At 52.5% G+C, this 12,420-nt stretch carries 13 protein-coding genes; 2 read left to right on the forward strand and 11 right to left on the reverse strand.

Features of this window, described 5'->3' with window-relative positions:
- Window positions 1–341: 341 nt before the first annotated feature.
- A complete protein-coding gene (locus tag JET16_RS29290) occupies window positions 342–1,199 on the reverse strand; it encodes a nucleotidyltransferase-like protein (protein WP_199624734.1) in 858 nt (285 codons plus the stop codon).
- A 124-nt stretch (window positions 1,200–1,323) separates the two neighbouring features.
- On the opposite strand from JET16_RS29290, the gene JET16_RS29295 reads away from it, so the two are divergent.
- Window positions 1,324–1,656, forward strand: a complete 333-nt coding sequence (locus tag JET16_RS29295) for a DUF2614 family zinc ribbon-containing protein (protein WP_199624735.1) — start codon at window positions 1,324–1,326, stop codon at window positions 1,654–1,656.
- Window positions 1,657–1,786: 130 nt separating this feature from the next.
- Here JET16_RS29295 and JET16_RS29300 read toward each other — a convergent pair whose 3' ends face one another.
- The 10 genes from JET16_RS29300 to JET16_RS29345 all read right to left on the reverse strand — a co-directional run bounded on the left by JET16_RS29300 (window position 1,787) and on the right by JET16_RS29345 (window position 10,912).
- The gene (locus tag JET16_RS29300; RefSeq protein WP_199624737.1) at window positions 1,787–3,541 is read right to left on the reverse strand and encodes a glycosyl hydrolase family 18 protein; all 1,755 of its coding nucleotides are present in this window, start codon (window positions 3,539–3,541) and stop codon (window positions 1,787–1,789) included.
- 111 nt (window positions 3,542–3,652) lie between these two features.
- Window positions 3,653–4,087: a peroxide-responsive transcriptional repressor PerR gene (perR, locus tag JET16_RS29305; protein ID WP_199624739.1), complete on the reverse strand. Its 435-nt coding sequence runs from the start codon at window positions 4,085–4,087 to the stop codon at window positions 3,653–3,655.
- A gap of 107 nt (window positions 4,088–4,194) precedes the next feature.
- Entirely contained in the window at window positions 4,195–5,361 is a 1,167-nt protein-coding gene (locus JET16_RS29310; RefSeq protein WP_199624741.1) for a DUF4097 family beta strand repeat-containing protein, read from the reverse strand.
- An 18-nt stretch (window positions 5,362–5,379) separates the two neighbouring features.
- Entirely contained in the window at window positions 5,380–6,015 is a 636-nt protein-coding gene (locus JET16_RS29315; protein ID WP_199624742.1) for a hypothetical protein, read from the reverse strand.
- Between the two features lie 16 nt (window positions 6,016–6,031).
- A complete protein-coding gene (locus tag JET16_RS29320; protein WP_199624744.1) occupies window positions 6,032–6,361 on the reverse strand; it encodes a hypothetical protein in 330 nt (109 codons plus the stop codon).
- Window positions 6,312–6,935, reverse strand: a complete 624-nt coding sequence (locus JET16_RS29325; protein WP_199624745.1) for an RNA polymerase sigma factor — start codon at window positions 6,933–6,935, stop codon at window positions 6,312–6,314. The genes JET16_RS29320 and JET16_RS29325 overlap by 50 nt, the downstream gene beginning before the upstream one ends.
- Before the next feature lie 133 nt (window positions 6,936–7,068).
- Window positions 7,069–8,517: an Asp-tRNA(Asn)/Glu-tRNA(Gln) amidotransferase subunit GatB gene (gene gatB, locus JET16_RS29330; protein WP_199624746.1), complete on the reverse strand. Its 1,449-nt coding sequence runs from the start codon at window positions 8,515–8,517 to the stop codon at window positions 7,069–7,071.
- A 27-nt stretch (window positions 8,518–8,544) separates the two neighbouring features.
- Complete coding sequence (gatA, locus tag JET16_RS29335; protein WP_199624747.1) at window positions 8,545–10,005, reverse strand: Asp-tRNA(Asn)/Glu-tRNA(Gln) amidotransferase subunit GatA; 1,461 nt, start codon at window positions 10,003–10,005, stop codon at window positions 8,545–8,547.
- 24 nt (window positions 10,006–10,029) lie between these two features.
- Window positions 10,030–10,317: an Asp-tRNA(Asn)/Glu-tRNA(Gln) amidotransferase subunit GatC gene (gene gatC, locus JET16_RS29340; protein ID WP_199624748.1), complete on the reverse strand. Its 288-nt coding sequence runs from the start codon at window positions 10,315–10,317 to the stop codon at window positions 10,030–10,032.
- Between the two features lie 217 nt (window positions 10,318–10,534).
- The gene (locus JET16_RS29345) at window positions 10,535–10,912 is read right to left on the reverse strand and encodes an ATPase (RefSeq protein WP_199624750.1); all 378 of its coding nucleotides are present in this window, start codon (window positions 10,910–10,912) and stop codon (window positions 10,535–10,537) included.
- A gap of 136 nt (window positions 10,913–11,048) precedes the next feature.
- On the opposite strand from JET16_RS29345, the gene ytvI reads away from it, so the two are divergent.
- Window positions 11,049–12,146, forward strand: coding sequence for a sporulation integral membrane protein YtvI (gene ytvI / locus JET16_RS29350; protein ID WP_199624753.1), 1,098 nt, complete (start codon window positions 11,049–11,051; stop codon window positions 12,144–12,146).
- Window positions 12,147–12,420: the final 274 nt, after the last annotated feature.

Below are 12,420 nucleotides of genomic sequence, written 5' to 3' on the forward strand. Positions count from 1 at the left end.
AAACATCCGAACTCGTTGTTCAGTTTTCAAGGAACAAGCTGCTTTTTCAACCGCCGCCGTTTTAGCGGCGACTTTTATATACTATCACATAGCTACACCGGTTTGCAACCATCAATTTCTTCCATTTCAATCCGGCATCTTCAAACAACTTTGCCGGCACGTCCGGTTATTTGAGGTGCAGGAGATAATTTAACACAGCCCCGTTAACAAAGTCAAGGGATTTGCTTGAGGCAAATCCCTTCATTATTTCCGCATATTCGACAAATCTCCAATCGCCCGGCACGCAAACAGAGCCCGGATAATATCAGTCAGCTCAGATAACAATAATCATTAATAACGAATCAGCTGGAATACCGCATTTCAAGCACGTCCAAATCGTTTCCTGTCGGAACAAACACTTCTTTAATCAACGACTTTCTCACCAGTTTCTTTAGAAGCAAATGAAGTTCGGTTTGCATATCGCGCAGCTCTGGATGCTTCTCCAACTCCGTCGCGCTCCACGGCTCGCTACGGCTTCCCAAAATCCGCAGTAATGGCTCGCAGCAATCCTCAAGCTTCGACATCACCGAAAAGTCGCATGCCAAATGGGCAAGCCGAATGCGCTGTTCCAAAGTCTCCTCGCTCATCGTCAGCTCTTCGTACAACTTGAAGATACCCGGGTTCAACTTACGAACTTGTTTCCACACCGTCAGCTCCGGGACAAACCCCTGCTCGACGATCGACAGGCGCGCCCAGTGATGAACGGCCGTCAATATGTGGCTGTGGGCATCCAACAAATCGCCGTCCGCCAAATAGTTTTTACTGAGCAAAAAGTGGCGAAGGAACGATGAAAAATCGCTAAGCAGCCTCCGCTGCCGCTTTTCCGGCGTAACCTCGAGCAGCTTCTGTTTCATATCCGCCAAAAATCCGTCCGCATCGAGCACAATCTCACCCGCCATCAGCCAGTGCTGTACATCGCGGTTCCCTCCCGGCGCCAACAATATTTCCAGAGAACTGCGATCATACCACCGTTCTTGTAAGTAATGCCGGTCTCTACTATAATGGTGTGTGCGGTAAGCCGTTGCCTCGGCATCGGCCATTACGAGCACCAGTGCGTCAAATCCGTCGATCAGCGCGGAAAACTGCATCGGCCGTTCGATCAGTACGACGCCTTTAACGTCCGTTCTTTGTTTATATCGGCTCTCTATGAACGTTCTCATTCCTCTTTTTGAACCCCCAATGAGAATTGTTCCGTATGTTGTCAGGTAAAATGTAATTCTACAATAACTGTTCGGTTTCCTGCTGAACGTGAAACCATTTTTATTATGGAAAAGAGTGGTAAATTTGATATGGAAATCCAGTAAAATTAACGAATTCCGGTTATGGGGCTTACTCCTAACGCTAGGCGGGATGGCCCTGATGATCGCCGGAACCGCCGCCATTGTGTTTGAATTCCCTGGCGCCGGTATTATTACGGGAATCGGATTGGTACTGGGGCTCATCACAATGATGGGCAGCATGGCTATCTATTTCTGGGCCGGAATGCTCTCGACAAGCGCGGTGGCGCTCGAATGTCCGGAGTGCGGCAAAATGACGAAGATGCTCGGAAAAACCGACAGATGCATGTTCTGCAAAACGATTCTCACCCTGGACCCGACCAAGGCGAATGAAAAATAGTTTGCAAATAAGAAAAACTTCTATCGAAGTACATTCAAGGATGGGCGACCGCGGTTTAAATACTTATAAATCCTGGCGAATTATCGAAAACCCCGCATCGCCGATCAGGCGACACGGGGTTTATAATGAATTATGGCGATGATTGCAGCACTTTATCAATTGTTACCCATATGCTTTCCTTCTCAAATCCGCGGCTCCAAGCGGCCAAACCGGCCAAACCGTATTTCAAAACCAGGTTCGCTCTCGATTCCATCGACGTTTCGTCTTCGAGCCAAATTTTTTTGACGGCGCCGTTTTCCTCGTATTCCACATAATTTTGCCCGGTATCCGCATCAAACTTCGGACTTAGGCCGTTTTTCTCAATTATGCTTCGTACTGCCTCCATCCCGACAGCTTTGGACGACACCTTGGTTTTCCCGTCTGCGGTCTCTTCCGTCCAAACCCTCGAGTAGAACGGCACACCAAGTATCAATTTGGAGGGCGGAATTCCGTATTCGTCAATCAACTGCTTCAAGCCTCGTTCCACCCAAGGCAAGGAAGCGACGGAACCGGCAACCGGACTGGTTGCCCAATGCTCGTCATACGCCATCAGCATCATGTAGTCGACGATTCCGGCCAACGCTTTCCGGTCGTAAAACATTGACCAATTCGGACTGCTCGACACGAATGTGACGTCGATGGAAACCGTCAAGCCGGCTTCATGAAGCAATGGCGTCAGTTCCCGCACGAATTGCGTCAGTCCCGGACCGTCTTCCAGGTTTACGTTTTCGAAATCGATGTTGATGCCGTCCAATTTGTACATCTCCGCCCAGCTTACCAATTGACGGGCTATCGTCATGCGGCGGTCGTACGAGGACAACGCCTGCGCGGTAAGCTTCGGATCGAACCGGTTGCTGAACAGCGCCCAAACCTGGTACCCGCGATCGTGCGCCCAACGCACGTAGGAAGCATCCGCCCGATTTTCGAGCGCTCCTTCGCCGTCCAGCAGATGGAACCACGTTGGCGAAACGACGTTAAGTCCGTGCATCTGCCCGAATTTTCCAGGGTCAGGCGTCTTCGTGTGCACCTGCTCCCATGCCAGCACTATGCGCTGCCCCATCGGTTTCTTCGGGACGAACGAATTCTCTTCCTCGGGATTCGCCGAAGCGATCGTTTCCGAACCGGCCAGAAGGATCGATTTCTCTTCAACGTACCCGACATATCCGTTCGACAGCTGCACATAATACCAGCCGTCCTCCTCGCTCCAGACGGAAGCGCGCTCTCCCTGCTTCAGCCGGCCGACCATAGGAGCCCGTATCGTAGGCGCTTCCCTTACCGGCACCGAAATCTCCGAGCCTTCTTTGTCCGCCGCGGGAGCCGCTACCCATGTGACGATATCTCCCGGCTTCAACAGGGTAACGATGCCGGTTTCCTCGGACTCGGCGAACCGAACCCCGTAAAACCGTGCCAACGGTTCGACAGGCACATACGTTTCGCCTTCTTCCTCTTCGACCGGGAATCGCAGCTCGAACGGCTTTTCGTTCACCCAAGCTTTCAGTTGTTCGGGCTGAAGACGCACGACGTTCTTTCCGGTCGTGATAATGACCGATTTCGTTTCCTGCTCGTACGCAATTTCCGGATCTACAAGATCTTTAATGACGGATAGAGGGATCAACAAGCTATCTCCTATTCCCTTCGCTTGCCCGTTGAGCAGCTTTCCCTTGTAAAAAATAGGCTTTTCCGCGCCGTAAGACGGCGTGATTTGATTGCGGTTCGGACCGAACAAGCTCCATACCCCGATCGACAGAACGGATACGATACATGCGGCGATGAGCAGAGCAAGAAGTATTTTACCCCGGCCGCCGTTATTGCGGCGGCGCGGAGGAGGGAATTGCGCGGTATCCAATCTTTCGACCTCCCATGAATTTTGTCCGCCAACAAACAAAAACGTGCCGCAACTCCGGCGACGGAATAACGACACGTCATACTATGCTTGGCTTGCTGTACAATCGACCGATTAATGAGTTACGGCTTTGGAGCAGTCCCGGCATACGCCGTACACTTCCATCCGGTGTCCGAAAATTTTAAAACCCGTATGAGCGGCCGCCGCATGTTCGACGGCAGTCAGCGGCGTGTAATCGAAGTCCTCGATTTTTCCGCATTGTTCGCAAATCGCGTGGTAATGCTCGGACATATCGGCGTCGAAACGGCTCGAGTCGTCACCGTACTTCAACTCTCTTACCAATCCCGCTTCGATAAACAATTTCAAATTGTTGTAGACGGTTGCAACGCTCATGCTGGGGAATCGATCCGCCAGCGCCTTGTAAATTTCGTCAGCCGTCGGATGGGTCATCGACTCTAGGAGATAGGATAAAATAGCGTACCGCTGCGGAGTCATCCGCACGCCGGTCGACTTTAATATATCCAATGCGTGATCCAGATGCATAGTCATTGCGTTCCCCACCCTCCTGTTTGTAACCATGAATCTATTGACATTGTACGTTCGATGTAAACCGTTTGTCAACGCGCTAGAAAATTGTACCGACGCGGACGCGCACATTAACGCAATACAATTTCAAGATCGCCTTGCGTATTCGCTTCAATCGGGTGCGTACCGCCGCCGCGCTTCCCTTCCATGGAACGCTTGGTAACGGAGAAGCCGGCGGCGGCGGAATCGTCATCCGCTTCCAAATCCACTTCCCCGATCGTCGTCTGTCCGTGGATGGTGTAATCACCGGCTGCCGGTATGTCGATCTTAACGTCGCCCAGCGTTGTTTCCACCTTCCAAGCACCACCCACATGCGCTGTTGAAGCTTCTATTTCGCCGTTCGTCGTCTTAGCCCGCAGCGCTCCTAGAACTTCATTCAGTTCAATATCTCCGGTCGTCGTCTCAACGTCGATATCTCCGGTCGCTCCGGATACCTCAATTTCACCCGCAGCCGTTGATGCCGCGACATTGCCCCGAACGGACCTGACCCTTATATCCCCGACGTTTGCGTACAGCTTCACCGCCCCGTCCAAGTCCTCCGCATCAATGTCTCCGACGCTGCCGTGAACTTCCCATAAGACGCTTCTGCCTTGCGGAACGGTAATATCGAGGTCGACACGGGGCTCCCGGCCGCTGCCCGCCCCGTAACGAGCGGCCTTGACTGCTACCGTCAATTTGCTTCCGTCCTCAACGTACAGCTTTGTATTTTCAACTATGCCGGACATTTCGTCCTCCGATGCGCCCGGAGCGGCAACCTTCACATCCACTTGGATGTCGTCCACTCTTCCGGACCGAATGGCAACCCGTCCTTTGTCGTTATGAAACGAGACGATATCAATCTCGCCTGCAAGCGGTACGGTAACGGTTCCTTTCCTTCGCTGTTGCCAAGGCGCAGCCTCGTCAAACAAGTTTGACATTTCCGCGAGCGGAACGTTAACCGTCGATTTTGTCCATGATTCAAGCTGAGCCAATGCCGGCCAATTTGTAATAACGCCGATAACGGCGGATACCACAACCGCTCCGACAATACTTGCGATATCCATTTTCATTCGTACGCCTTCAGCTTGCCGGCCCATACCGTAATACAAATATTCGACCCCTAGCAAAACGAGCACCAGCGGCCACCATTCCAACAGCACGGCAAGAAACGAGGTTCCAAGCCACCGGTCGAAAAGGAGCGCCGCCCCGACGGCAACGAGCAGCGCCGCGGCGGTCAACCGCCCGACTTTTATGGTCATGAACATTCCTGCCTTTCGCTATTTGTTTTTACGCGATTCATTCACAAAGAGAAGCACTCCCGCTCCGATCAATATGACGGCTCCGACGATCGACCCCGAGGATTCGATAAGGCTTTCCAGCCATGCGGGTTTGTTCACCGTAAGGAATATGAGCGCGCCGACACCGATGAGCGCGATGCCGATTTGGCTCCCGCCGATCGATCGCCGGTAAGTGCTTCCGGCGGGCGGAGAGAAGGAATCCGCGCCGGGATCCGGCACTTGGTACGGGTATTGCACCTGTTGGTTGACGCGGTCCGTGGCCTGCAATGCGTCGAATAAGCTGTAAAAAAATACGACCGGTATCATAACGGCAAGCAAAACGATCAGAGGTACAATGCCGCCCTCGGAGAAAAATACGATGCCGACGATATTTCCCACAAACAGCAGCATGAAAAACAACCCCCGCTGCATATCCCCGGCATATAAATGGCCTAGTCCGGGAAACAGAAACGACAGCAATCCTGCCGCCCATTTCTTTTTCCGTTTCGCGGGAGGGTAAGGCGGATAAGGGGAATACGGCGAATAAGGGGGGACAGCGGGCGGAGTCCCGAATTGCTGGTGGACCTCTGGGGCTGCATTTGCTTCATTCTTGTCGTTGTTTGTCCGTTCGTCCATGTCTTGATCTTCCTTTCTACATAATACCGATAAGATGAATTCCATATTGCACTGCGTTAAGCACCTTCACTTGGATGAAGGAGCCGACCTCGGCGCTGTTCAAGGATGCGATTTTTTCGGTGATGCCGCTTGAGATAAACACAAGCGTCGCCGCCGCGGCAAGAGAGGCGTTTTTCCATTCGGCGGGAATCCTGTTCGCAACCGCGACCGGTTGACGGACATCGGATGAAACCCGCTCCATCACCCGATCGGAAAACCGTTCGGACGGCTGGCTCAACTTCATGTTTCGAAGCATATTATCCATGTTTTCCGACCGATTGCTGCGCGTATGCCGACGGTGTTTCATATCGCTGTTCCTCCTCCGTCCACAATTGTTTTAACCGTTGTCTTCCTCTCGCGAGCCTCGTTTCTACCGTCTTGACAGGTAAACCCGTAACGGCTGCAATGTCCGCTGCCGTTAAACGGTTGAAGTAGTACAGTGTAAGAATCGCGCGGTATTTTTCCGGAAGTCTCACAAATAGCGACGCCAACGTCTCCCGTTCCTCCGAACGGATGACGCTAGTCTCCGGCCCCTCATCGCGCTCCGCCGCTTCTTCCGCCGGCATCTCGGAACGCCCCTTCATCCCCCAGAGAAGCGGGAAGCGGCGACGCTTTCGTCTGCGCAGCTCGTCATGGAGCACGTTCGCCGCCACCCTGTAAAGCCAAGTCGAAAACTTGGCGTCTCCGCGGAACGAGCCTAATGAACGGTATAAAGCTATGAACGTTTCCTGGGCGAGATCTTCGGCGGCGCCGCGGTCGCCGATTGACCGGTACATGAATGTGAACACGTAAGATTGGTATCGTTCGACCAAGTCGCGAAACAATCCCGTGTCCTCTCCTCGAACGATTCGTTCGACCAATTGTTCATCCGATACCGGCACCGCGTCACCTCCTTCGTCTCGTTCTTAATCATTAGACGTCAACTCTTGACGTCTCCCTTCAATTTTACAAAAAAAATTTCCGGACAAAAAGAAAACCGAAGGGGCGAATCGCACCGTTCGGCTCTCCATGTCGTTATAGTTTCAACCGTTCCACTATCAATTTGTTCACAAGACCCGGATTCGCTTTTCCTTTCGTCTCTTTCATCACTTGACCGACGAGGAATCCGACCGCCTTTTCTTTACCCGCCCTGTAATCTTCGACCGATTGCGGGTTGGCTTGCACGATCCGGTCCACAACCGCTTTAATTTCGCCTTCGTCGCTAATCTGAACGAGACCCTGCTCCTCGACGATCGCTTTCGGCTCTTTGCCCGTTTCGATCATCGTCTTGAACACGGTTTTCGCGATTTTGCCGGAAATCGTTCCGCTTTCGATCAATGCGATCATCTCGCCGAGGCCTTTGCCCGTTACTTTCACGTCCGTCAACTCGAGGTTGTTGGCGTTCAAGTACCCGAGCAAGTCTCCCATCATCCAGTTGGCGACGGCTTTAGCGTCTTTCGTATATTTCAAACTTTCTTCGAAGAAATTCGCCAGATGGAGCGAGGACGTGATGACATCGGCGTCGTAGGCGGATAAACCGTAATCGGATGCGTACCGTTGCTTGCGGGCATCCGGCAGCTCCGGAATGGACGCTCTTACTCGCTCCTTCCACTCGTCGTCGATATGCAGCCGCACCAGATCCGGATCGGGGAAGTAGCGGTAATCGTGCGCTTCTTCCTTGCTGCGCATCGAGAGCGTTTTCCCTTGGGCCTCGTCCCAGCGGCGAGTCTCTTGGACGACGCGCTCGCCGCGGTCCAACACTTCCGCCTGACGAATTTCCTCATATTCCAGTCCGCGCTGCACGCCACGGAACGAGTTCATGTTCTTCAGCTCCGCTTTCGTGCCCAACTTGGTTTCCCCAACCGGCCGAAGCGAAATGTTCGCGTCGCAGCGCAGCGAACCTTCCTCCATCTTCACGTCGGACACTTCGCAGTACAGCATGATCGCCTTTAATTTCTCCAAATAGGCCTTTGCTTCTTCCGGACTGCGAATGTCCGGTTCGGATACGATCTCGACCAGCGGAGTGCCCACACGGTTGAAATCGACGAGCGAACCGACGCCGGCCGGCAAGTGAGTCAGCTTGCCCGCGTCTTCCTCCAGGTGCAATCGGGTGATGCCGATCCGCTTCGCGATGCCGTTCACTTCGATCTCGATCCATCCGTTTTGTCCGATCGGCTGGTCGTATTGAGAAATTTGGTACGCCTTCGGCGAGTCGGGATAAAAATAATTTTTCCTGTCAAACTTGCAGTCGGCCGCGATTTCGCAATTAAGCGCCATAGCCGCTTTCATGGCATATTCTACCGCCTGTCTGTTCAACACGGGCAGCACGCCTGGGTGGCCCAAACAAACCGGGCATGTATGCGAGTTCGGCGGCGCTCCGAAAGATGTGGAGCATCCGCAAAATATTTTTGATTTCGTATGCAATTCCACGTGCACTTCAAGTCCGATTACGGTTTCGTATTTGCGGTCCATTGCGGTTGTCATAGCTTGCTTCCTCCTTTCCGCCGCGTTTTATAACGATGGTTTCCTCTTGTGAAATTCTGTCGATTGTTCGAATGCGTGCGCCACCCGAAGCAGCGTGGATTCGGCGAACGGCTTGCCGACAAGCTGCAGTCCGATCGGCATTCCCTGTTCGCTGAAGCCGGCGGGTACCGAAATCGCGGGTACCCCCGCCAAGTTCATCGGTATAGACGTAATATCGTTCAAGTACATGGTAAGCGGATCATTGACGTTCTCGCCGATGCGATACGCCGTGGTCGGAGCCGTCGGGCCCAGTATACAGTCGAACCGCTCGAATACGTTGTCGAAATCCTGTTTTATGAGCGTGCGCACCTTTTGCGCTTTAAGGTAATACGCATCGTAATAGCCGGAGCTTAACGCGTACGTGCCCAACATGATGCGGCGTTTCACCTCGTCGCCGAACCCCTCGCTGCGGGATTTCACGAACACGTCCAACAAGGTATCGGCCTGCGGCGAACGAACGCCGTAGCGGACACCGTCGAAACGGGCCAAATTCGATGACGCCTCGGAGGAAGACAGCAAGTAATACGCGGCGACCGCGTACTCGTTGTGAGGCATCGACACTTCTTCCCACACCGCTCCCAAGTCTTCCAACACCTTCAGCGCCGCCATTACCGCTTCTTTCACCGACGGCTGAATGCCTGCTCCGATATATTCGCGCGGCACCGCAATGCGCAATCCTTTAATATCGCCGGTCAACGCGCTTATATAATCGGGGATATCCACATTGGCGGAAGTCGAATCGTGAGGGTCGTGGCCGGCGATCGCCTGCAGCACGTATGCCGCGTCTTCCACGTTTTTCGTAATCGGACCGATTCCTTCAAGCGAGGAAGCGAACGCCACCAATCCGAAACGGGATACCAAACCGTAAGTGGGCTTCAATCCGACGACGCCGCAGAAGGATGCCGGCTGTCGAATCGAGCCGCCCGTGTCCGAACCGAGGGTGAAGTATACTTCGCCTGCCGCTACCGCAGCGGCCGATCCGCCGCTGGAGCCGCCGGGCACACGTTCCAAATCCCACGGATTGTATGTCGGGTGGTAGCCTGAGTTTTCCGTCGAGCTGCCCATGCCGAATTCGTCCATGTTCGTCTTTCCGATCGTCACCGATTGCGCGGTTTGAAGCTTGTCCACCGCGGTCGAGTCATAGATCGGAGTAAAATTGTCCAATATTTTGCTGGCGCACGTCGTTCGAACGCTTCTCGTGACAATGTTGTCTTTCAATCCGGCGGGCAATCCGAACAGCAAGCCTTTCGAGCCGCCGTCGCCAAGCGTCTTGTCCAGCTGCGCAGCGGCACGGCGCGCGCCTTCCTCGTCTACGGTGAGAAACGCCCGGATTTTGCCGTCCACCTCTTCAATGCGGCGTAAGCTTTCGCCGACTAAATCGGATACGGACAGTTCTTTGCGATGCAGCCGGTTATGAATATCCTGCAGCCTCAAATCTAATAAGGACACTGCCAACATTCCTTTCTATAATTCTTACTCCAATACGGCGGGAACCCGGAATTGGCCGTCCTCTTCTTCCGGCGCATTCGCGAGCACATCTTCCAGCGGCCAAGAAGGACGCGCTTCATCCTCGCGCATGACGTTGCGCAGCGGCAGCACGTGGCTCGTCGGTGCCACCGTTTCGGTGTCGAGCTCGTTCAACTTTTCGGCATATTTCAATATGGCGTTCAAATGCTCCGTAAACCGCTCTTTCTCCGCATCGGACAACTCCAAGCGGGCGAGCGACGCCACATGCTCCACGTCATTGATAGTAACGCTCATCCTCTACACCTCTTCTTTCGCGCTTTCGTTCGGTCATATCTTCATATTATAGCTTAATAAAAAACCCGGCGTCCACACGCGGGCCATTCGCTGCTGCTCGGTTACGTTTACGCGTATCGAGGCCGGCTTTTTTTGTTAAACTAATATCGATCGAAAAAATAAAGACCGCACATCCGCCGTTTGTCCGACGGGGTGTGCGGCCTTATTTTATATAACACTAGATCCAAGCACGTAAATTCACTTGTTTCACAAAATCGGAGGATGAAATCGAATCTTTGCTCGTCTCCTGAGATTGCTCTTCCGCGCCGCCGTTCATGAGCTTCTTAAACAGGGATTCATTTCGGGTGGCTAACGCAAAATCGATCAAAGCCTCCCGCTCGATGCGCTCCGCTTCTTTCTGCAAAAGCGCTTCTTCCAATTCGATATCCTCTTTAGGGACGAACACATGCTTGTTCAGTGCAGGAATGCGAACGACATAATCGAATGCATTGTCCGCGTTTCGGTCATACGCAATGACAAATCCGTGATCGCCGACCGGCAAGTTTTGTTCGAATTTGTCTCCGACTATGATCACTTTCGAACCAAGACGCATCATACCGTTCCCTCCCTTATGAGGTTTTCTTCATTATATGAATTCTAGCTTTGCAAGACAACTGTTTCGGGTAAAATAGTATTATGCGAGCAAGCCTATTTGCAAATAAGGGTCGCATCACACAAAGGAGAGAAGCCCGTTGTTAAACTTTTACCGCAAGTATTGGAGAACCGCATTCGATATCGGCCTCATTGTTTTAACGGTCTATTTGATCATGTATACCTTCAGTTTCATTTACCGTCTCGCGACGCCGATCATTCTCGCCCTGGTCATTTTTTACTTTATCGAACCGATGGCGGCGTTCATGCATCGGCGCGGCGTGAAGAAGACGATCGCCTCCGCGTTGGCGATACTGTTTTTTATTGTCATCATCTTAGGTGCGATCGTCGGTCTGGGCGCCGTAATCACTACGCAAATTATCGGGCTTCAAGGCGCGATCGTCAACAATGCCGATATGATCCGCGACGAAATAACAAGGGGTATCCAGTTTGTGAATGAACGCATAAAAGCACTTCCGCCGGAAACCGCTGAACAACTGCAATCCTACATTGATACTATTACGAAACAGGCAAGCGGTTTCGCCGCATCCTTGCTTGGTGCCTTGGTCGGAATGCTGACGTCTTTTTCCGCTTTCATCGCCAATTTTTCCGTCGCTATCATATTAGCGTACTTCTTAAGCATTGAGATTCCTTTTTGGCGTAAGACTGCCCGGGAAAAGACACCCAAGACGTTCAAGAACGCTTTCGCATTTTTGCGCGATAACGTATTGGCTGGCATTATGGGGTACGTCAAGGCCCAGCTCAAATTGATCGGCTTCACGTTCATCATTATTCTTGTGTCCTTGCTCATTCTTCGCGTAAATAATGCTCTCTCCATTTCGCTGCTTGCCGCTTTGGTCGATGTCTTGCCGGTACTGGGCGTTTCTGCCGTCTTTTTGCCATGGATCGCTTATTGTTTTATCGTCGGAGACTTATTCTTAGGTATAGGTCTCAGCGTCGTACTCGGTATCGTGCTGCTGTTCCGGCAAATCATGGAACCGAAAATCACCGGCGATTCGCTGGGTGTTTCAGCGTTTACCGTTCTTTCGGCGATGATAGTTTCATTGTCTTTGTTCGGCATCTCCGGCTTAATTTTGGCGCCTGTGCTAATTATTTTGCTCAAGGCTTTGCATGAACAAGGTTATTTAAAAAGGTGGATCCGCATGCCCGAAGAGGAGTACGAGGAGAACAAATCGTAATCACCATGACTCCGCTCCGGTTTTCCAGTAATTGGTGCACCGTGATCTCTCCCTCATCCCCCGACACTATCACCATGACTCCGCAATGAATGAACAAGACCCGGGTTTGCCGCTCCGGGCTTTTTTGCGTATTCCTTGGTGCGGCCGACTGCGGAGTTATGTACATCGAGTTTTTGCGGGAGAGGGCACGTCGGGAGAAGGCATGTCGGGAGGGGGTACGTCGGGTGATGGAGATTCGGACTTGAAATAGGAACACATGTTTGATATAATGAAA

The organism is Paenibacillus alkalitolerans, assembly GCF_016482785.1.
Classification (GTDB): domain Bacteria; phylum Bacillota; class Bacilli; order Paenibacillales; family YIM-B00363; genus Paenibacillus_AE; species Paenibacillus_AE alkalitolerans.

Excerpts from the sequence above, each read along its gene's own strand:
- JET16_RS29290 (WP_199624734.1), bottom strand. The coding sequence starts at position 1,199 with ATGAGAACGTTCATAGAGAGCCGATATAAACAAAGAACGGACGTTAAA.
- perR (WP_199624739.1), bottom strand. The coding sequence starts at position 4,087 with ATGACTATGCATCTGGATCACGCATTGGATATATTAAAGTCGACCGGC.
- JET16_RS29310 (WP_199624741.1), bottom strand. The coding sequence starts at position 5,361 with ATGACCATAAAAGTCGGGCGGTTGACCGCCGCGGCGCTGCTCGTTGCC.
- JET16_RS29315 (WP_199624742.1), bottom strand. The coding sequence starts at position 6,015 with ATGGACGAACGGACAAACAACGACAAGAATGAAGCAAATGCAGCCCCA.
- JET16_RS29320 (WP_199624744.1), bottom strand. The coding sequence starts at position 6,361 with ATGAAACACCGTCGGCATACGCGCAGCAATCGGTCGGAAAACATGGAT.
- gatB (WP_199624746.1), bottom strand. The coding sequence starts at position 8,517 with ATGACAACCGCAATGGACCGCAAATACGAAACCGTAATCGGACTTGAA.
- gatC (WP_199624748.1), bottom strand. The coding sequence starts at position 10,317 with ATGAGCGTTACTATCAATGACGTGGAGCATGTGGCGTCGCTCGCCCGC.
- JET16_RS29345 (WP_199624750.1), bottom strand. The coding sequence starts at position 10,912 with ATGATGCGTCTTGGTTCGAAAGTGATCATAGTCGGAGACAAATTCGAA.